The 20178-nt window shown below is 44.9% G+C and carries 16 protein-coding genes and 1 pseudogene; 10 read left to right on the forward strand and 7 right to left on the reverse strand.

The genetic code is table 11. From position 1 onward, the window contains the following. The coding region (locus OXH39_21600) for a hypothetical protein (GenBank protein MCY3553063.1) at positions 1-321 on the forward strand (321 nt) is incomplete at its 5' end. Between the two features lie 198 nt (positions 322-519). Further along, entirely contained in the window at positions 520-2901 is a 2382-nt protein-coding gene (locus tag OXH39_21605; GenBank protein ID MCY3553064.1) for an NACHT domain-containing protein, read from the forward strand. Here the strand turns inward: OXH39_21605 and OXH39_21610 are convergent. The 5 genes and pseudogenes from OXH39_21610 to OXH39_21630 form a co-directional block, all read right to left on the reverse strand. Beyond that, positions 2898-4280 carry a hypothetical protein gene (locus OXH39_21610; protein ID MCY3553065.1) on the reverse strand — a complete coding sequence of 461 codons (1383 nt, stop codon included), beginning with the start codon at positions 4278-4280 and terminating at the stop codon, positions 2898-2900. The two genes, OXH39_21605 and OXH39_21610, sit on opposite strands and share 4 nt — an antisense overlap. Next, entirely contained in the window at positions 4281-4928 is a 648-nt protein-coding gene (locus tag OXH39_21615) for a DUF4145 domain-containing protein (protein ID MCY3553066.1), read from the reverse strand. Between the two features lie 5 nt (positions 4929-4933). Further along, positions 4934-6943: pseudogene (locus OXH39_21620) on the reverse strand (N-6 DNA methylase). A 93-nt stretch (positions 6944-7036) separates the two neighbouring features. Next, complete coding sequence (locus OXH39_21625) at positions 7037-8332, reverse strand: DNA methyltransferase (GenBank protein MCY3553067.1); 1296 nt, start codon at positions 8330-8332, stop codon at positions 7037-7039. 190 nt (positions 8333-8522) lie between these two features. Beyond that, positions 8523-9257 (reverse strand): type II CAAX endopeptidase family protein, encoded by a 735-nt coding sequence (locus OXH39_21630; protein ID MCY3553068.1) that lies wholly within the window; start codon positions 9255-9257, stop codon positions 8523-8525. Positions 9258-9290: 33 nt separating this feature from the next. On the opposite strand from OXH39_21630, the gene OXH39_21635 reads away from it, so the two are divergent. The 3 genes from OXH39_21635 to OXH39_21645 are packed head-to-tail and all read left to right on the forward strand — an operon-like array spanning position 9291 to position 12557. Continuing rightward, positions 9291-10412, forward strand: coding sequence for a glycosyltransferase family 9 protein (locus tag OXH39_21635; protein ID MCY3553069.1), 1122 nt, complete (start codon positions 9291-9293; stop codon positions 10410-10412). Next, positions 10406-11893: a hypothetical protein gene (locus tag OXH39_21640; GenBank protein MCY3553070.1), complete on the forward strand. Its 1488-nt coding sequence runs from the start codon at positions 10406-10408 to the stop codon at positions 11891-11893. Before OXH39_21635 ends, OXH39_21640 begins: the two co-directional genes overlap by 7 nt. Continuing rightward, positions 11883-12557, forward strand: coding sequence for a TVP38/TMEM64 family protein (locus OXH39_21645; protein ID MCY3553071.1), 675 nt, complete (start codon positions 11883-11885; stop codon positions 12555-12557). The genes OXH39_21640 and OXH39_21645 overlap by 11 nt, the downstream gene beginning before the upstream one ends. Before the next feature lies 1 nt (position 12558). Here the strand turns inward: OXH39_21645 and OXH39_21650 are convergent, their stop codons facing one another. Continuing rightward, positions 12559-13890, reverse strand: a complete 1332-nt coding sequence (locus OXH39_21650) for a hypothetical protein (protein MCY3553072.1) — start codon at positions 13888-13890, stop codon at positions 12559-12561. Beyond that, entirely contained in the window at positions 13890-14501 is a 612-nt protein-coding gene (locus OXH39_21655; protein MCY3553073.1) for a hypothetical protein, read from the reverse strand. The genes OXH39_21650 and OXH39_21655 overlap by 1 nt, the downstream gene beginning before the upstream one ends. A 518-nt stretch (positions 14502-15019) precedes the next feature. Between OXH39_21655 and OXH39_21660 the strand changes: the two genes are divergently transcribed. The 5 genes from OXH39_21660 to rbfA all read left to right on the forward strand — a co-directional run bounded on the left by OXH39_21660 (position 15020) and on the right by rbfA (position 20167). Continuing rightward, complete coding sequence (locus OXH39_21660; protein MCY3553074.1) at positions 15020-15469, forward strand: ribosome maturation factor RimP; 450 nt, start codon at positions 15020-15022, stop codon at positions 15467-15469. 126 nt (positions 15470-15595) lie between these two features. Further along, entirely contained in the window at positions 15596-16894 is a 1299-nt protein-coding gene (gene nusA, locus OXH39_21665) for a transcription termination factor NusA (GenBank protein ID MCY3553075.1), read from the forward strand. Between the two features lie 442 nt (positions 16895-17336). Next, entirely contained in the window at positions 17337-19376 is a 2040-nt protein-coding gene (infB, locus tag OXH39_21670) for a translation initiation factor IF-2 (protein ID MCY3553076.1), read from the forward strand. Positions 19377-19483: 107 nt separating this feature from the next. After that, on the forward strand, positions 19484-19768 hold the full coding sequence (locus OXH39_21675; GenBank protein MCY3553077.1) for a DUF503 domain-containing protein: 285 nt from the start codon (positions 19484-19486) through the stop codon (positions 19766-19768). Positions 19769-19807: 39 nt separating this feature from the next. Further along, complete coding sequence (gene rbfA / locus OXH39_21680; protein MCY3553078.1) at positions 19808-20167, forward strand: 30S ribosome-binding factor RbfA; 360 nt, start codon at positions 19808-19810, stop codon at positions 20165-20167. The last annotated feature ends 11 nt before the right edge of the window (positions 20168-20178 follow it).

The raw sequence follows: 20178 nt of genomic DNA on the forward strand, positions 1-20178 counted from the left end.
CCGATGAGAGAGATGGGGAACTGGCGCGAGTATTTTATTGGATACCTTGCCGCCGACCGCGAGGCAGCAATTGATTATCTGCAGTTGACATTGGAAGAATACCTTGCTGATGGCGACCTGCCTTTCTTTTGGAAGGGCATTCGGACTTTTGTAGAATCGCAAGGTGGCGTTTCCAAACTTTCCAAACGAACGGGTATTGAAACTGAAACACTTTCAAACATGCTCTCTAACGAAGGTGCACCGCGGTTAGATACGTTCCAAAACTTATTGACAGCACTTAAGCGTTGTCTGAAAAATAAGGATTATCCCAATTGTACTTGAGCATTGCACTTGGCTAAATCATAGAATCAAGGATTTTGAAACTCTTCCCCACAAAGGCAAAAGGGAGCGAATACGTTAGGCAAAAATGTTTGGCCCCACGAGTAGTTCTGTTAATAGAACACCCACCGGCATGCGCGCGATCTTTCACAGGTTTTTGTTCAACTAACACTGACACTAATTGGAGCAGAAGGGTAACCGATGTTTGTGAAAATTGGAGCATGGATTTTAACAAAAGCGATTCCAGTATTTTTAAAAGAAGTCGGGGAGTGCGTTAAGAAGGGATACCAAGATTCAAAAAGTGCCGCCCATGATTACGATACTCCCTACAAGGAACGTCACGATCAACCTCAGGTCTTTTGCGTTGGAATGGAAGCACAAAGATCGCTTGACAACTTTTATGTAGTCGTTCAGTTCCTAGATAAGAGGAGGGCAACAAGGCATAACTCTATCGAAGACGTTAAAAAAACACTCCGAGAGAAAGGTAAACAGTATTTCAATGCAACTTCAGATAAACGCCAGGGTGGGATGAGGATTGCCACTAACGAACAGTATCTGATGGTGCTTGGGGATCCCGGTGTCGGAAAATCGACCTTTCTCCGCAAGGTTGGACTTGAGGCACTGAAAGGAGAGGATGGGAACTTTGAACATCAATGTATTCCGGTTTTTCTTGAACTGAAAAGATTCACCAAGGATTCGATTGATATTGAGGAATGGATTACCGAGGAGTTTAAGATATGTGGTCATCCATATCCCGAGCAGTGGGCAAATTCTAAGTTGAAATCTGGTGAACTGCTAATACTTTTTGATGGTCTTGATGAGGTGCCGGAGTCGAACCTTAACAACGTCATCAATAAAATTAAGGATTTCGTCCATCAATATAGCCAAAACCGCTTTATTGCTTCCTGCCGGGTAGGAGCGTACAAAGGAGGACTTACAGGTTTCGCAGTAGTGGAGATAGCAGATTTTGATGATTCACAGATTCAGGCTTACATCAATAATTGGTTTGCATCAGCGTCCAATCAAAAGATGAAAACTGCTCAACGGTGTTGGCAAGCATTGAATGATCCAGAGCATCAAGCAACCAAAGCATTAGCACAGAATCCTTTGGCACTCGCGCTGCTGTGTCAGGTTTATGAAAAATCACAAGGTTTTTCATCAAGTCAAGCAAACCTGTATGAAGACATTTTTAACATTTTTCTGAAAAAATGGGCAGCAGAGAAAGGTGTTCATAGAGATCCACCAATGAGTCCGTATTTGGCCATCCCGACTGTAAAGGATCTACTTTCTGAAATTGCAGCAGAGAACTTTAAGGCAGACCGTCTAGTTTTCAGTGAAAACGAACTCATCAATCAGATTCAAGAATTCTACCAACAGAGGACCGATATATTCTCAGGATTTGATGCTTCTGAGATCTTAGATGCAATTCTTGTGGATCCAGGGCTTTTCGTTGAAAGTGCTAGGCGTATCTACACTTTCTTTCATTTAACATTTCAGGAGTATTTAACGGCAAATCATTTTGTCAAAACACAATCAATTCAGAATTTGGTATCCAATCATTTACATGACGAACGGTGGCGAGAAGTTTTCTTATTCGCTGCTGAACTGATGGCTGGTAAAGCAGGCAGCTTACTTGCGCTGATGGAAGCAGAAGCCTCTAAGTGCGTCAACACCAATGGACTCAGAATACTGTTCCAATGGGCAAAACGTATTACAAATCCTTCAGACAACCGATATGACAAAATTGCCAAACAAATTTTTGCGATCCGCCAATACTTTTCTCTATGGTTTTTGAATGAAACTTATAAGGCAGTCAACAGCGACATTACTCAACTCCCATGTCTCGGACAAAACTTTGATCAAGATCGATACCTAGACCTTTATGTAGACCGGGACCTTGACATGTATTTGTATCGCAAATATCCCAAAGGCTACCGAGATATCTACCAACGCCGAAAGCACTATCGCTATCAAGAATTCGATCGTTACCTCGACTTCTACCTGAACTTGAATCTGTACGCGGGTCACCAGCTCGACAGGGGGATCAACCAAGCCCTTGGATACGATCTGGACCGAGAACTTGATTCAGAAGACCATTGCTACCAAGAACTCAGTTGCTACTTCAACTACCATGAAAAAATTAACAACTATCTTGATCCCTACTTTTACCAAGATCCCTATCAATATATGGATATGGATTTCTATCGTCTTGTTTCCGATCGATTAAGAGATCGATTGGAAAGTGAATTGCGGGGACGAACAATGCTTCTCAGACGTATGAAACAGATGAAAATTTTCAAAAAGGCGAATTTACAGCGGATGATGGATCGGTTTAATTTACAAAGAGAGATCATCAAAGCAGTGAATAAAGGAGAAGATGTTGAACTGCCAGCGGAGTCTATTCACGACACATGGCTTTCCGTTTTCGGTATCACCAGCGACATGCTTTCGATTTCACACGAAGAATTAGAGAACTATCTTCAGTATCTCCGGGCAGTGGAACTCCTCCTTGCATGCAAAGAAGAGGCTGGTCGTGTTTCGCCTGAAGTATGGCAGAAAATTGAGAAGAAGCTGTTGGCTTAAGAAACAGATTCCAACCAGTCAATAGCCGTCTGTTCGTCTTGTTCAATGGCGATTTCGACTGCGCGTTTGGCATGTTCTAAGAGGTCTTTAGCGTGCTTGCGTAGATTAAAGGATTCGATGACTTTCTGTTGGATTTCAGACTGCTTATCGGCTGTGATGAATGGGACAACGATTCTACCGAATTCCCCTCTATTGATTGCGGTAAGGATTGTCCCGCTACACCCTTTTTTGAGTTGTAACTGACCGACGCTACTTTTCAAAAGCACCAATAAAGTTTCCGAATTAAGCGCATCCGAATTGATAGCATGAAACCCAGTTGAACAGAGGGCATTATCATATTCCTCTGTTACCAAGGCTATGCTTTCCAGTGAGCCTTCAATAGATGAAGCAATTACATCTCCTGTGTTTACCTTGCATCGCGCTCTACTTGGCAAGTCTTGTCCTTGCGCTACCATACAATCCTTTATTTCTCCACTGCCCCCAATATCGGCAAGTTCAATATAGTTGTATCCCGTTTCAGGTTCAGGTTTGAAACTGCTATCCTTTAAATGGACTTGATTCGCAATCACATCCCAACCCCCCGAATAATTTTTAATGGCACTGATAATGTCCTCGTATTTTGGCTGGAAGTAATCCGCGTCAATGCGTTCTGCACGTTGCATGTTTGCATAATCCGTGGTAAAAGCTAACGTGTGCTTGGGTTGCCAATCGGCGAGTCCGAGTTCACGCAGAAGAAGGGTTTGGGTCTCGGCATACCGCGTCTTTGATAATTCCGTTAGTTTTTTTGAACGGAGATAGGTTTTCTCTATCTCGGTTTGAAGGTGTTCCCAATTCGGAACAGGAATTTGATACAAAAAAGGCGGAGCAATATGAGGCTGTGCACTACCATATTTACCCCTTTCTATCAATGCTTTACCATACCTACCGTTGAGGAAAATAGCGAGAAAGAAAGGATTTAAGATGCTGCTTCGGACAATAAGGGTATCGGACATTGATATAGCAGGACTATCTTCAAGGTAGATAGCACATTGACCGACATTTGCACCTGATCGCATTATCAAAATGTCTTTATAATGTATAGTGTTTTCCTTTAAACGTTCTGCATCTTCTTCCGATATATAAACTGGATTCGCTGTCAAATCAATGGAGAGCGGACGCACATTTTGCCCTCTTAATAACAAAACGCCATCATCCACATAATTTCGCTTTATCTCTTTAGGATGTCTGATATTGGCTTGAAAATCAATGAGTTTGCGCGAACCAATTGCTTCAAGTCGGCGTTGCACCTGTAGATAATCAGGCCGAAAAAACTCTGCATCAAATCGCAGAGAATGGGAGGCATCCACTATGGATTGGTAATCAACGACAGAATACTGCATTTATTCAGTTTTACCATCCCTTTTTTCTATCGCTTCCTTAGATTCCTTGGGAAGCCGAGCATAAAGTGCCTCAGTCTGTTTAGGTCGTGTGATTAAGAACTCAGCAATTACATTGATTAAGTTAAAAAGTCCTTGAACATCGGTAGTGTCGTCAAATATGATCTTTCCATCGTGAGCAGCATTGTTGCCTATCACTCGGACAATGTCAAGTGATTGTTGAATTTCTTGCTTAATAATATCTTTTTCTACCAATTTTTTTATGTTGGTATTAAGATTCCCGGTCCTACCGAGGTGTTCGAGAAGCATTTCTACAGCCAACCTCAACAAAGCACAAGCGGCCCGGGGAGATTGATCGGCTATAGCGGCAGCTTCCTCATAAACTTGTTTTACATTGTCCGGTAAATCTCCATTTGCTTGCGGAGCAGAGTGCGTTGGAGGGTAGATAATTTTTTCTGCTAACCAAAAAGTTGCGCTCTCACAGTGTGAACAGATGGAGATTTCCACGTCCGCCTTTTCAATACGAATCCTTATCTCATCATCGTAGTCATCGTAACCTATAATAGGTATCCAACGTTGCGATGCATAGACCTGACAATAAGGACAATGGAATTGCTTACTTTGATAGTGTGGTGGATAATATTCAGACATGTTTACCTCCAGAAACTCAAATTTTCACGTTTTGCCCATTCAATAAAGGCTTCTGCGATACCGTCGCGGAGCTCCTCGTTGTGGTTGTGGAGGTCGTGATCGACAATCAGGTGCCCGTTTTTGTCCAATTTGTGCTGCCCATCGCTATTTTCAAGAAAAATATAATCGCCAGAATTATCTTTACCACCCTTCTCACTCACTGCCAAAAAGACAGAATAGTTGCCCACTTTTCGACAAAGGGGTCCCACACTTGGGTCATCGTTCCACTTTTGCACGAACAGAACGCTCGTTTTGGTACCAGTATGCGGTTTGAAGGTGTTCCCGTGCAAACTGACGATAGCCAAGATACGGGCGCGTTCCGCGATAAATTCACGGACGTATTTGTCAGATGTGTTGTTAAATCTGCCTTGCGGTAGTACAATCGCCATACGGCCACCGGGTTTGAGGAAGTCAAGGTTGCGTTCAATGAACAAAATATCTCGCCCAACTTTAGTGTGTGCTTTGCCGTTCTGCTTAAAGGTGAGGTTGTATTGATGAAGGATGCGACTCTCCTTGATGTCACCGGCAAAAGGTGGATTTGCCATCAGAATATCAAAACCATAAGACTTGTTCTCGTCTTGTTCCATCCTTAACGCTTTAAGGCGATCAAAACCATCGCCATAAGTGCGGACCCACCTGCTATTTCTCTCTGTATTGTCGTCCCACCGCTCATAGTCCAGTGTGTTGAGGTGCAAGACGTTGGTCTCACCGTCACCCGCAATCAGATTGAGGGTTCTCGCCACCCGGACGGTCTTTTCGTCGAAATCAATCCCAAATACCTTGAGGACATGCTCCTTGTCTGCTGCCGGGATTTCTGCATTGGTGAAGAGTGTCCCTGTCAGTTTGAAAACGGTATGCACCGGAAATCCGCAACTTCCAGCGGCGGTGTCAATCATATATTCCCCTGACTGAGGATTGAGCATCTTGACACACATATCTATAACATGGCGTGGTGTGAAGTATTGCCCCTTTTCGCCTTTCGCAGATTTACTCACCAGATACTCAAACGCTTCATCGACAATCTGCAAATTGGAGTTGAATAACTTTATATCCTGCAAACTGGACACACAGACTGATAGATGGCTGTCAGAAAGTTCAAACGCGGAATGTTCGGGAAAAACACCTCTCCACCGATCTCTTGCATCGTCAAAAAGTCGTTGAATTTTGGTTTTGAGTTGGGAGTCGGTTTGTCCTGTGTTTCTAAACTCCATCGCGCGAAAATCGTCATCTGGGATTTCTTCAACCGCTTTCTTCAAAACCTCATAATCTGGATTCTCAACGTCGTAAGATTGATCTGTTTCCTGAACAATCGTGCTGATTCTGTGTCGTAGGAGACGGTTGATAAACGTTTTATCTTCCTGACTCTTGAATTCGTCATAGAGTTTGGTGAAGATAAGTTTAAAAACCTCCTCAAAGACATCTACGCCTGCATTGGCGAGCACCTCATCCTCTAATTCCAAAATGACATCCTTTAAGGATTTATGCTCTGTGGCGAGTTTATCCTTAAGAATGAGATCTTTGAGCGTAAAACGTTCGTTGAGGATATCCGCCAAAGTCTGATCAGCGTTAGGAATATCGGTAATGTCTTCAAAGTAGTTTGGGTCTCTGCGGTGGTAGTGCGAAATCTGTTGTCCGTTTGTCCATACAGTAATGGGCGCGCCAGTGGCGTTGCAGTAAGAACGGAGTTGTGCCTTACCATCTTGGAGTTTTGGCTTTTTTACTTCAACGATAATATAAGGGGTATCGGCTCTGTCCTTGTCAAGGATAACAATGTCGGCGCGTTTCTTTTCTCTACCGAAGTTGACAAGATGCTCAAACCGCAAACGTTCTCGGGGATAATGATACCGGTTCAGGAGGCGTTCCACATACAGTTGGCGGATAAGTTCTTCAGGCTTTAGTTGGACTGCCTTCCCTCGAATAGGGCAATAGGTGATGGGTGTTTTTTTGCCCTCTATCCGTTGACGTAAGCTCTGAATTTCAGATGTGTCGAATAGGTCAAGATGGTAATTGCTGTCTTTGAGAATAATTTGAATGATGTCGGGTTGGGTCACAGATTGCTCCGTTTTGATTTATTTTTTCAGGACTAAAATCCAATCCGTGTGGATTCGTTCCTTTCTCGGCATTTTAAGGAAGTGTTTAATAATCTCTGAGCCGAAGTAAGTTTCGATCTCAAAACCAATATCTTCGGCAATTGGCATGAGATATTTCCAATTCTCAAATAGCTGCCCTCGGATACGATTATTACCAACGACGATGACGTATCTACCACCCTCTCGGAGAACCTTGTAGACTTCAGTAAGGTTTTTCCGCATATCGTCAAGATATTTAAAGGCAATGTAGGCACGCCTGGGATCATTCTCAAAAATGTTCGCTATAACCCTATCCGCCTCAGGTCCCCCGATTTCATGCCGGACTTTATAATGGACAGCTGAAACGCTTTCCGTCCCGACATTCTGCTTTTTCAAAGCCGTTAGAGAATCCTGCGCGAAACCTAACCAATACATCTCTAATTGGTGGGTTCTTGGATAGTCAACGGCATTGACATACGGTGGTGAGGTTACGGCGATGTCAAAGTAATTTGCTTTGTATTTGATATTCCGTGCGTCCATGTCGGCTGGAAAATCGGTGGTTATCCCTTTTGGATAATTTTGAGAGAATGCTATCATTTTTGGGACTTTGACGTGGAGTGCCTTCACGAATCGGTTGAGAGCATCAGAAGGGCGGACCAATTTTTTCAATTTTTTCCGAATCACCGTACGCGTACAATTGTCGTCGGCGTTGGAAACGGCACGGATGATAGACGAGAGGCAAACCTTAAAGAAGTCTTTAACTGCATCATAGGAATCAAGTTCTTGGATTCGCTTTTTTAAATAGGTTAGTTCCAAAAGAATTTCTTTGTTGAACCAATTATCTCTATAAGGGAAATCTGGTAGATCGGATTCAGCGACGAGCGAAGGGCGGTAATCAAGGATAGCCTCCAGAAGTATTTTTTGCGAGGACTTGAGTTCTTTTTCCACTAAAGGCGTTACTTTCACTTTTGAAATAAAACGTGAAAATGGATCCACATCAATTCCAACGGAGTGGCGCCTTGAGAGGAGTGCCTCAACATTTGTCGTGCCGCTTCCAGCAAATGGGTCGAGAATCCAATCGTTTTCTTGAGAATATCGTTTAATGAGCCAACGTGGTAATTCCGGGAAGAATTTGGCAGGGTACTTATGCAAACCGTGTGTCAGGAAGCTTTGGTCATGGCTGATGAATAGGAACCTATCGCCGTCCTTTGCTGGCAAGTCAATAGGGATGTCGCCGTCTACTCGAACAATGCTTTCGCCAAAGTTGTTTACAATTTTTTTAGTAATGTTTTTCATTATTTTTTCTGTGGTTTAGTGGTGGCCTTCTCAATAATCAAGAAGGTCTTGAAAAAGGCTTCTTGTGCTTTCGCTTATTTTTAGTTAGGGTAGAGAATAAGAAAATGACACAGAATATTTCCTATTTTGGACTGTTTTTATCAAACGTCATGAATTATAGCATAGTTGCTGACTGTTCGCAATGAAATTCTTAACCCAAAAACCGCGGCAAGATAACAGCCACCACATCCATTGTCATCGCGACAAGCCAGTGGATCGCCGCTCCATAGATAAATGAGCGAGTTTCCAGTGCCAGCACACCGAGCAAAACACCGGCAATGATTGAACCGAGTGCCTCCGGCAGTGGCTTGGAATAGTGCATCACAGCAAATGGAATCGTCTGTATCAAGATGCTGTAGTTCCCGAATTTCCGTTCCAATCCAAAGAGCATAAACCCACGGAAAAAGAATTCCCACGAGAACATGTAAACACCATAGGCGAGTTGGTACGGTAGGAATGTCTGCCAACTATTTGCGACTACCTTGCAGAGCGGATACTTTGCTACAAACGGTGGATACGCGATGACCGCGAGAATGACCACTGGAATCATCAGAATCCACGCGATACCCGTCACACGCCAGCCGAGTTTCTGGTTTCCGAGTTGGATTCCGTAGTTACCCAGTTTCTCTTTTGTTCCAAATTTCGCGACGAGGGCAGGCACGAGTAACAACGTGAATGCCGTGATTAGAAACCAGTAGTAGTATGGGTAGCTTTCTGCCAGAGGTCCAGTTCCAAGGTATTCTGCGAAGTGGCGTTTGAAAAAACTCCGTCGACTGTAATACCTATGCAGTGTTAGCAATAACGAAGAGGCAAGCAGGATAACAGTCGCCTGCTGTTCCCAACCGCGTAGATACTTTTCTTTTAAACTCTGAAGGTGGAAGATCATCTTGACATCCCGTCAGTTTTACGATATTATATCGTGACTCGCAAAAATTTACAATTGATGGATGAGAGCGTGTACTACGGCATTTTTCGGTGTTCTGTGAGCACTGTTGGTGTCAGTGGATATGGTAGAAGTTTCAGTATGCTACAACCTGAGCAGGTCGATCGCATCTTAATCATCAGGCTGGCACCGCTCGGCGAAACGGTTTTAACAACGCCTGTTATCCGTGCCTTACGTCAGCATTTCCGAGATGCCTATATTGCTTACATGGTGGCACCGACGCGAGAGGATTTGGTATCTGCAAATCCACATCTGAATGAGGTGCTTACCTATCAGGCTTCGATACCGAAGTTGATTTATCAACTTATTCAGCGTAAATTCCAAATAGCGATTGTGCTGCAACCGACGTTTCGTTTGGTTCTTCACACGTTTCTTGCGAGGATTCCGTTCCGTGTTGGATTTGAAACGAACACCGGCAGGAAGAAATTATTGAGTCTCGCAGTGCCGAATAACACAGCACAGCATGAAACACAACGCTATCTTGATGTGGTTCGCGCAATGGGCATTGATGTAACAGACGATGAGCCGGAAGTGTTTGTTGACAGTGCAGGGAGGTCGTGGGTGAATGACTTTCTTGCAAATCAGAGGCTTGGTGATAATAAGCCTATTATTGGTCTCAATCCCGGAGCCGCGACTGCTTATCGCCGTTGGCATGCAGCGAACTTTGCTACCCTCGGAGATCAACTCTACGAGGCGTACGGTGCGCATATCATCATCACAACCGGACCACGGGAGAGCGAGTTGGCAGCTCAGGTGGCGGAGCAGATGGCGTATTCGCCTATTATTGTCAATCAGGTAACCCCGATGCAACTTACGGCACTCCTGCAGCGGTGTGATCTCTATATCAGCAACGATACGGGACCGATGCATCTCAGTACCGCTGTGAAGACCCCAACGATTGCCCTGTTTGGCGCATCAAACCTGATTCAATGGGCACCGCCGTGGGGTAGACACGCAGTGGTTGCGCGCGAAGCGTGTGAGTTTATGAGAACATTATCTTCCAAGGAGTGGGACGACCACCCAGAGCGGGCACGCGAAAATCTTGAGACAATCACCCCGGATATGGTCATGAGGACGGTGGAGGAATTAACATGGTGAAGTCTGAACGGGACCAGATTGAGGATTTGGATGCACAATCCATCAGAAATTATCTTGTCTATATCCGCACCAGAATGTATCGGCAGACACTTTTGCAGACAATCACATCTGCTTTGTTCTGTGGGCTTATTCTGCTTACGATTCTGTTTTTTTTTGACCGAGTAATCTTACTGCCGATGCAGGTGTCAACTGTCAGTTGGCTTACCATGTTTGTGGCGGTAATTATAGGTATCTGCCTCAGTGTCAGACATCGGACGGATTTGCTATCTGTGGCGCGTACGGTTGATCAAAAAATGGAGCTTGATGAACGACTTAGCACAGCATTCGAGTTAATGCAAACCAATCCTCAAGGCGAGTTCGCGCAACTTCAAATCCAAGATACTGCGGAGGCAGTATTGACCTTAGACGTCGCAGAGATAAGTCCGTATGGTATTCCAAAGTTCTTGAAACTATTTCCAGTTCCACTTTTGCTGATTGGACTCTCTTTCACCGTTCCCACCTTTTATGAGGTGCCGAAACCACTGACGGAGGCACAGCAGCAGGCGTTGGATAGAACAACTCAACGTCTTGAAGGGAAACAGGTTGAAAATTCTACGCTACAGGCGCGAATCAGTGAAACAGTGAATAAGTTAAAAACCGCAACAGATCTTGACACAGCACAAAGACATCTCAGCAGCCTCAAAAAAGAAGTTCGCAAACAGCAATCAACGCAGAATACTATCACCGAAGCCACAGAAGCGAGCCAAAGTTTTCAAGGTATGGCTGCCGACCAGTTCGCAGCAGAACTGAAAGCACTCATTGAACAGGATGAGATACCACCAGAACTTCAAGCGGAACTTATGAATATTTTTGAACGTTTGGCTGAGAGACTACCGAAGGGTACCCTCAGCGATTCACTAAACCAGATTCAAGGGAAGGCAGTCACGCCAGAGACGTTGCGGGATATCATTGCTGCACTTGAGGATATGGAAAAATCGGTGGACTTGGCGCAATTGGAGGCGCAGCTCGCGGCAAGTCAGAAGGATTTAGCATTGGCAACTATTGCACCTGAAACCTCAGAAGGTGGTGTTGCCAATACCGATGGTGCACCTGGACAAGACGCAGGGACAAGCGAGGTGCAAGGTACTCGTGAAAATGCCTCAAATTCGGAAGCACAGACAACCGATGTGGGTGAAATGGGGAACGAAACAGACACTGAAAATTCTACAACACCGTTGACTGGTGAGGAAGCATCTGCCTCACCAATTGACGGAGAACAATTGACACTTACGGCAGAGACCTCTGGCACCGCTGAGAGTTTTTCTGGTGTCTTTACGGGTGAGACTCGTGACAATGCGCCTGTCTATTTACCTTTCAGCGATGTGGTCCTCAACGCTGAGCGTGCGTATGCTGAAGCCATAGAAAATAACCGTATTCCTGTCCGATATCAGGCACAGATTAAAGCCTATTTGGAGGCACTTTCCAGAGACAATGAAAAATAACATCATTAAAATTGTAGTTACTGTCGGCATCGTTGCGATCGTTTATCTCGTGTTGAGGCACTATGGCATAACAGACGATATTCGGTTGGAAAACGTACCAAAAATCAAAACATGGGTGGCGAGTTTTGGAAGGATAGCACCCTTCGTCTACATCGGACTCTACCTTGTATCTACTGTCTTTTTTCTCCCTGGCACTCCGGTAACCGTATTAGCGGGGTTCGTCTTTGGACCCTTGTGGGGTGTTTTCTACGCTTCTATAGCCTCTATTATCTCCGTCTCTGTTGCTTTTCTCATTGCACGCTATGTTGCCCGCGGCATTGTTGAGAATTGGGTCAAGGACAACGCACAATTCCGAAAAATAGATGAACAGGTTGAGGAACAGGGATGGCGCATCTTGATGTTTACACGTTTGGTCCCCATATTTCCGTTTAACCTTCAAAACTATGCTTATGGACTCACCAGTATTCGGTTCACCACTTATGTCCTTGTCTCCGCGATTTTTATGTTACCGGGAACGGCGGTGTTGGTCCAATTCGGGGGCGCGTTTGTCAGTGGTGAGGGCAATATTGGTAAGACGATCCTCTATCTCGGAATTGCTGGTGTGTTGATGCTCTTACTCTCGTTGATTCCGAGATTTCTACGAAAAAACCAAACGAAATTGTAGTTCAAAGCAAGCGATTAGACGATTGAATTAACGCTGCTACGGCAGCGAGTGCTTCCTCACGAGTTCGGATTTCGCCATCAAACTGACGTTCTTCAATCTGTTCTAAGAGATCGCCAATCTGTTTACCTTCTTTCAATTGGAAAATTTGAATCAAATCCTTTCCGGTGATGAGCCTACCCTGTTTACAGACCGGTAGGATATGTTTATAGTAAATGTTAGCGATCTCTTTGAGAAGTGCTGCATTGATTGAATCTGATGCTGCCGCATAGAGAAGCACACCACACCAATCCGACCTATAACTTCTGAGAAAGCGAATAATCTGTTTCTGTGTCAGATGTTGGCTTGCCTCTTTAAGTTGTTTGCCGCCCACGATGAGATGTCCTATGAACTGGGTCGCTTTTTGGCTCAGTCGGAGGCGTTTGCCAATATTACCTGGGTCATCTGCTAAAAGAAGACTGAGCTTAATCAGTGAACCACGGTTGACCCCCATGCCTAATTCCGCTTTGAGATAGCCATTAATTTCGTTGTAATAAGGGCTGAGTGCCTTCGGAATTGGGGTTTCCTCGAAAATCTCAAGTGGACTCCAAGATTTATTTATGTTCGGAACGACTTGTGTGAGTAGTTCGGCTGCTTCCATTTGCTGTAGATACAGATGTGCCCCCTTAACATTGAGAATTTTCATTAATTCATCACGGCATCGTTCCGCTGCTATGTTAGAAAGTAAGGAGCTGTGCTTTTTTACCAGATGTATTGCGTTTTGAGATATTTTGAAATCCAACTGCGCCGCGAATCTGTAAATTCGTAGAAGGCGGATCGGATCCTCGCGCACTACCTTCTCGCTCGGAAATTGGAGCAGCCCTGCCGCTAAGTCGTTCATACCACCACACGGGTCAATTACATGAAGCGGGTTTTGCTTACACGCACTGTTTGCAGCTGCCTCCGCATTTTCAAACGCAATAGCCATCGCGTTGATTGTCAGATCCCGCAAACATAGATCCTCGGTAAGCGATGCAGCGCGGAATTGTACGAAATCCATGCTGGGTTGTGGTGTCTGTGGAATGTCGTGCTGCTTGACAATCACGCGGGCAGTGGATGGGTTCTCTTCCAGCGCAATGCAGGTTGCTCCGATACTTGTCGCAAAGGCTTTGGCAAATTGGATTGCATCCGAAGCCAACGCAAAATCAACATCTGTTGTCTGCCGTCTCAACAATAAATCCCTCACGCTGCCACCAACAAAATACAGTTGCACGTCTCGTTCTTTTGCGAAAGTACTCAGTGCTTGTATGGTGTGATTGCTAAATAGTTCTTTGAGGAACTCTACTGTTGTCCGCATTAGTTTGTTTGCGCCTTTTTTCGTTGTGCTTTTCGGGAACGAAATAGGATACCATCGAGGTGGAGATGCGACGCATAGCCGATGAAACTTGCTACATAGAATGGCACCCCGCTCCGCAGGGTGTCCGTGAGTCCATCCCATTCTACCAATGCATTGAATAGGTCTACGAGATTACCATTTGTTGCCCATTCTGAATGTGCGGAATAAATCGGAATTAACAGAAACACGCTGGGGAGCAAAATCATCGTAATTCTGGCGTGTGTCCATCCACGATGTTTGCTCATAATCGGGAGCATCGCGAATAAACCTAATAACGCAGATTCCAGATACTTTTGCAGAAAAACGATCAGAACCAGATTCACTGCAAACAACACACTATAAAATATCTTTTGGCTCTTGCTTTTGATATCGACATCTGGCCACAATCCGAACAGCACTGCGACAGCAAAACAGCCGATGATTTTTAAAGGTGCTGCTATCGGTGGAATAGTCAGGTTCCACCCTTGCGCTACGCCATCATGAAAGATTGGAACGGCGAAGGTAGCGATAAGCGAGATGACGAAGAAGGTACTATAGGCGACTAATCCACCGATCCAGTGTTCACGAAACATGCTCATGAAAGATATTATAACGTAACTTATGCAAAAATAAAAATCACTTTCTGGACATCAGGCAGAGTGATTCAGTTTTCTTATGATTTTATGTCAGAAGTCGCGATCAGGAAATTGCTCCTACAGAAAGATTGAATACCATTGGAGTGTTATTATTTTAAAATTTGACTTTTCGTACACAGTATGATACAATTGTACTATATCCTGTTGGGTGCGGGCGTTTGAAGGATTGCAGTTTGTGTTTGTCATTGAGTTTTTTCAAACACGCTGATTTTTGCTCACAAAATTGAGTTGACTGACTAATTGGCTTGACTAAAAGAAGGAAAACGGGTATTATGTAACAATATGAGGTAGATGGGCGAGAATTAATACCCCTGTTGCTTTGACATCGGTAGTAGTCGTAAAGTGCAGTCCTTGGTTTACCTATTCCTCTCAACTGTGCGCTGCGACATTAAAATGAACCGCGAAGAACCTCTGCTGTTGGGATGTATCGCGTTTTTTTTATATTTTATATAAATATGACAACAGCTGAGAAAAACGCTATTATTGAGATGTTAGCACCAATGCTTGATTTGGATGGCATTGAGCTTGTAGATGTTGAAGTACATGCGCAGACATTGCGCCTCCTCATCCACAAACCCGATGGGCTTTCGGTGAGGGATTGCCAAATGGTGAATCAAACCGTACGTCCAGTTTTAGAAGTGCATGAGCATTTGGCAAGTTACGCACAGTTAGAGGTTGCTTCGCCGGGCATAGATAGACCTTTAAGAACTGCTAAAGATTTCCAGCGAAATTGCGGGCGAGCGGTTCAGATAGAAGTCATCTCAAAGGACGGAGGGAAGCGTGAGGTACAAGGCACCGTTGTAGAAGTACACTCTGGGAAGGTAGTCTTGGAGGTGTCTAACGGAAAGTCTATCTCCGTTAAGATTTCGCAAATTCTCAATGCACACATACAACTGATGTGGTAATCAGCAAGAGTCAAGGGTGTAGACTGCAAGCCGATATAAGAAAATTGGAAAGGAGCACGCGGACTGAACCGATACAGGCTGCTATTCGCTAGCCTGTATAGAAAGGTGCCGCGGATATCAATTATTATGTTAGAGAACCTCCAAAACGCTATTCGTCAAAATACAGCGCAGACGGATCTGCCAGAACAAGTCTTTGTTGAGGCGATAGAAGAGGCACTTCGCGCTGCTGCACGCCGAGTTTACGGTGCCGATGCCAACATTTCTGTTGAAGTTAATTTAGAAAAAGGGGATATACGTTGCTATGTTCCTAAAAAAGTCGTTAATATTATGCGCGATTTCTCCACAGAGATTCCGATTGAGGAAGCCGTGAAACTTCAGGAAGATGTTGAACTCGGTCAGATGCTAAAGGTCGAAATCAACCCGAGTGATTTTGGACGGATCCCCGCACAATTGGCAAAGCAAATCCTTTTCCAAAAAATAAAGCAGGCGGAACGAGAGAAAATCTATGAGGAATTTGCTGGACGAGAAGGTGAGGTTGTCACCGGTTATGTCCAGCGTTTTGAACGCGGTGGTATCGTCTTGGACCTTGAACAGACAGAGGCATTTTTACCACCGCGAGAGATACCGCGTTCACAAAATTACGAACGTGGTAAGCGGTTGCAGTGTTTAATTTTGTCGGTAAAAAGTGAAACGCGCGGTGCTCCTATCATCGTATCCCGAACACATCGCGATCTTGTCACAATGCTCTTTGAACAAGAGGTACCCGAAATCTATGAAGGGCAGGTCCGTGTTATGGCGGTTGCACGTGATCCGGGCAATCGCGCAAAAGTTGCTGTCTTAGCAACTGAAGAAGGTATTGATGCTATTGGGACGTGTGTTGGGGTCAAGGGAATTCGGGTCCAAACTATTACTGGTGAGCTTGATGGTGAAAGAATAGACGTGCTTGACTGGAGCGAGGATCCGAGTGTCTTCATCGCTAACGCTTTGGGGCATGTTTCTGTGCGTAGGGTGGAACTCAATGAGGAAGACAGAAGTGCTCGCGTGGTTGTACCGGACAATGAACTCTCCTTGGCGATCGGGCAACGCGGGCAGAATGCAAGGCTCGCTGCAAAATTAACGGGTTGGAAGGTTGACATAAAGGGTGAGTCCGAAACAACTGTTTCGATTGACGAACTTTTTAAACCTGTTGAGGAAGAAGAGAATCCTGATGTAGCAGCTGAGAGTCCACCGGATACCTCGGAAGAGGAGGCAGATGCAAGTACGCTTACGCAGGAATCTGAGGCAACAAATTCTGAACAGGTAGTAAGTTCAGCAGAGGATGACCAAGAAGATGCCGATACGGAGATTTTTGAAGCGGAAGCAGCGGACGTAACCAGTGAAAATGTGCCTGTCGTTGATGCCGACGAGGATTTTGAAACAGAGTGAGTTGGCACTGCTGAAGGTGATGATGCCGATGTTAAGTCTGAATAATCTTCAAAGGTGTCCCTTGTTGCCTCGGCTATCTGGATGTGACTATGAATAGGTTGATTGATTCGGAGCAAGTTGAAAAAAGTGGGTGAGGATGTTGAGGAATGTTATTCGCACTTGCATTGGGTGCCGTCAGAAGTTTCCACAGAAAACATTGATTCGATTCGTGTGTCAGCAGGACAAAGAATTGCAAATTGACTGTCGAAAACGGTTACATGGGCGTGGGGTTTACGTTTGCCTTTCTCAAGCCTGCATTCAGAAAGCGTTTAAGTCTCCCAGACGGATTAATTCTTTATTACGTGTGCAGCTGACGAATAAGGTTATAATGCGGTTTGAACAGGTGCTTCTTCAATGGACCCAGCAATCCGCACGCACAACAGAAGAGTAAGGAGGAATTACTATGAGGGAATCCGCACAAGAGCGGCAGAGGTCCCCTAAAGGTGACCGTAAAGAAAATAAAAGCCGGAATATACGGGTTTATGAATTAGCAAAGCAATACGACTTAACAAACAAAGAGTTGATCGCACTGCTTGAAGAGCATGGTGTTCGTGTTAAGAGTGGTATGAGTGGTCTTGATCCAGATACTGTCGCGCTTATTGAGTCGGAGTTGGTTGATGACCTCGTGGAGGACACTGTCTCTACAACCGAAGATTCCGTTGAAGATATCTCAAAGCCAGAAACTGACATGACCGATGGTTTGCAGATCCCGGAGGGGACAACTGTCGCTGATCTTGCTGCATCGCTTGAATTACAACCTTCAGCATTGATTATGCAACTTATGAAGTTAAAGGTGATAGCGAATATCAACCAACGGCTTGATTACGATACACTTGTAATGCTTGGGGATCACTTGAAGTTTGAAGCAGTTAAATTGAAAACACTTGAAGAAGAACTGTTAATCGATACACCAGATGCCCCGGAATCTTTACAACCTCGTGCTCCAGTTGTTACAATTATGGGCCACGTTGACCACGGTAAAACTTCTCTTCTGGATTCTATTCGTCAATCAAATATCAGTGAGTCTGAAGCGGGGAATATAACGCAGCATATCGGTGCTTATCACGTAACGTTGGAAAATGGAAGTGTTGTTTTTTTAGATACGCCCGGACACGCGGCTTTTACCGCGATGCGAGCACGTGGCGCACAAGTGACCGATATTGTGGTACTGATTGTCGCTGCTGATGACGGGGTTATGCCTCAGACAATTGAAGCGATCAGTCACGCAAAAGCTGCTAAGGTTCCAATCGTGGTCGCTATTAATAAAATAGATGTCCCCGGTGCCCGACCAGACTATGTCAAACAGCAATTGGCAGAGCAGGAACTCGTTCCAGAAGAATGGGGCGGACAAACAATTTGTGTTGAAACCTCCGCAACGGAAGGGACAGGCATTGACTTTTTGCTTGAAATGCTTCTTCTGGAAGCGGCTTTACTTGAACTCAAGGCGAACCCGAATAAACCAGCACGAGGTATTGTTATTGAGGCACAGGTTGATAAAGGACGTGGTGCTGTTTCGACCGTCCTCGTCCAGTCTGGGACATTGAGGGTTGGCGATGTGTTTGTTTCAGGTAGGTACTCTGGAAAAGTTAGGGCAATGATGGATGATCACGGGAAGCGGATGAAGGAAGCCGCTCCCTCGTGTCCTGTTGAGGTACTCGGTTTTACCGGCGTGCCAGAAGCTGGCGACAGATTCTATGTCGTTGAGTCCGATAAGGATGCCCGTGCAATCAGTGAAACTCGCCAAGACCAGTACCGCAATGAGCAGCTTGGCGCAAACAGCCACGTCAGTCTGGAAAACTTGTTCCAACAGATTCAGGAAGGTGAGATTAAAGAGTTAAACGTTGTTCTTAAAGGTGATGTGCAGGGTTCTGTGCAAGCAGTTGCCTCGTCACTGCTTGAGTTAAGTACGGATGAAGTTAAAATCAACATTATTCATCAAGCAGTCGGCGGAATTACCGAAACCGACATTTTGCTCGCTTCCGCATCTGATGCTATTGTTGTCGGTTTCAACGTTCATCCTACCACAGAAGCAGTGCAAGCTAAGGAAACCGAGGGAATTGATGTTCGGACCTACAACGTTATTTATAACCTCATTTCCTATATCCATTCTGCTATGGAGGGCTTGCTTGATCCTGAGGTGCGGGAAGTCGTTATCGGACGGGCAGAGGTGCGTGAGCTGTTTAGAGTGCCACGTCTCGGTTTAGTTGCTGGTAGTTACGTCAATTGGGGGCGGATTTCCTATAACCAACCCCTCCGTATCCTTCGCGATAATAGATTGATTCACGAAGGCAAAGTCAATTCGCTCCGACGGTTCAAGGACAATGTAAACGAGGTACAAGCGAATTATGAATGCGGGATCGGTATTGAGACATTTGACGATCTACAGATTGGTGATGTGCTTGAGTGTTATGTTCACGAGCAGGTGGCACGCTCACTTTCGTAGACTGTCTTTGTTTATTTGATAGCCTGTTGTCATAGCAGGTGCCGTTAATTTAAATTTTAAACGCCATAAAAGCGCGCCTACAATTAATTAACTGATTAACATTTTCTATGCACATCGGTGTTTGTAAAATCCGTCTCCGTATCCCGGATAGCCACTCGTTGAAAGCGAAACGCCGGGTTGTAAAAAGCCTTATCGCGAAGCTCAAAAATCGTTTCAATATTGCTATTGCCGAAGTTGAAGCGTTGGACGCACATCAAGTCGCGATATTAGCCGCCGTTTCAGTTTCCAATGACGTAGTGCATCTTAATAAAATTATCTCACATGTTGTCGCTTTCGTTGAGGCAAATATAGATGCTGAGTTAGTGGATTACGAAACGGAATTTTTCTTTTAATAAGTTCTCCCAGAACTTGCTGCTAAAGATAGGAACATCATGATAGATAATAGAAGGCAAGATCGAGTCGGAGCCCTCATCCAACGAGAGTTAAGCGAGATTATCCAACGTTCTGTCAAAGATCCGCGTATCACATTTTGTACTGTTACGCAGGCTTCTGTATCACCGGATCTAAAATATGTAGATGTAAAAGTCAGTGTTATCGGCGATGAGGCGCAGAAAAGTGAAACACTCGCTGGGCTAAAGAGTGCAGCGGGGTTTCTTCGACGCGAAATCGGGAACCGCCTGACGCTGCGCTATTCGCCTGAGCTTCGGTTTGCTATAGATGAATCCGCTGACTACCTCTTTAAAATAGATGGACTCCTCAAGTCTGTTAAGTCCGAGGACGAAACAACCTAAAACCATGCAGC

It is taken from the genome of Candidatus Poribacteria bacterium, from assembly GCA_026702755.1.
In the GTDB taxonomy this organism is placed as follows: domain Bacteria; phylum Poribacteria; class WGA-4E; order WGA-4E; family WGA-3G; genus WGA-3G.

Excerpts from the sequence above, each read along its gene's own strand:
- OXH39_21605 (MCY3553064.1), top strand. The coding sequence starts at position 520 with ATGTTTGTGAAAATTGGAGCATGGATTTTAACAAAAGCGATTCCAGTA.
- OXH39_21610 (MCY3553065.1), bottom strand. The coding sequence starts at position 4,280 with ATGCAGTATTCTGTCGTTGATTACCAATCCATAGTGGATGCCTCCCAT.
- OXH39_21615 (MCY3553066.1), bottom strand. The coding sequence starts at position 4,928 with ATGTCTGAATATTATCCACCACACTATCAAAGTAAGCAATTCCATTGT.
- OXH39_21625 (MCY3553067.1), bottom strand. The coding sequence starts at position 8,332 with ATGAAAAACATTACTAAAAAAATTGTAAACAACTTTGGCGAAAGCATT.
- OXH39_21630 (MCY3553068.1), bottom strand. The coding sequence starts at position 9,257 with ATGATCTTCCACCTTCAGAGTTTAAAAGAAAAGTATCTACGCGGTTGG.
- OXH39_21640 (MCY3553070.1), top strand. The coding sequence starts at position 10,406 with ATGGTGAAGTCTGAACGGGACCAGATTGAGGATTTGGATGCACAATCC.
- OXH39_21645 (MCY3553071.1), top strand. The coding sequence starts at position 11,883 with ATGAAAAATAACATCATTAAAATTGTAGTTACTGTCGGCATCGTTGCG.
- OXH39_21650 (MCY3553072.1), bottom strand. The coding sequence starts at position 13,890 with ATGCGGACAACAGTAGAGTTCCTCAAAGAACTATTTAGCAATCACACC.
- OXH39_21655 (MCY3553073.1), bottom strand. The coding sequence starts at position 14,501 with ATGTTTCGTGAACACTGGATCGGTGGATTAGTCGCCTATAGTACCTTC.
- OXH39_21660 (MCY3553074.1), top strand. The coding sequence starts at position 15,020 with ATGACAACAGCTGAGAAAAACGCTATTATTGAGATGTTAGCACCAATG.
- nusA (MCY3553075.1), top strand. The coding sequence starts at position 15,596 with ATGTTAGAGAACCTCCAAAACGCTATTCGTCAAAATACAGCGCAGACG.
- infB (MCY3553076.1), top strand. The coding sequence starts at position 17,337 with ATGAGGGAATCCGCACAAGAGCGGCAGAGGTCCCCTAAAGGTGACCGT.
- OXH39_21675 (MCY3553077.1), top strand. The coding sequence starts at position 19,484 with ATGCACATCGGTGTTTGTAAAATCCGTCTCCGTATCCCGGATAGCCAC.
- rbfA (MCY3553078.1), top strand. The coding sequence starts at position 19,808 with ATGATAGATAATAGAAGGCAAGATCGAGTCGGAGCCCTCATCCAACGA.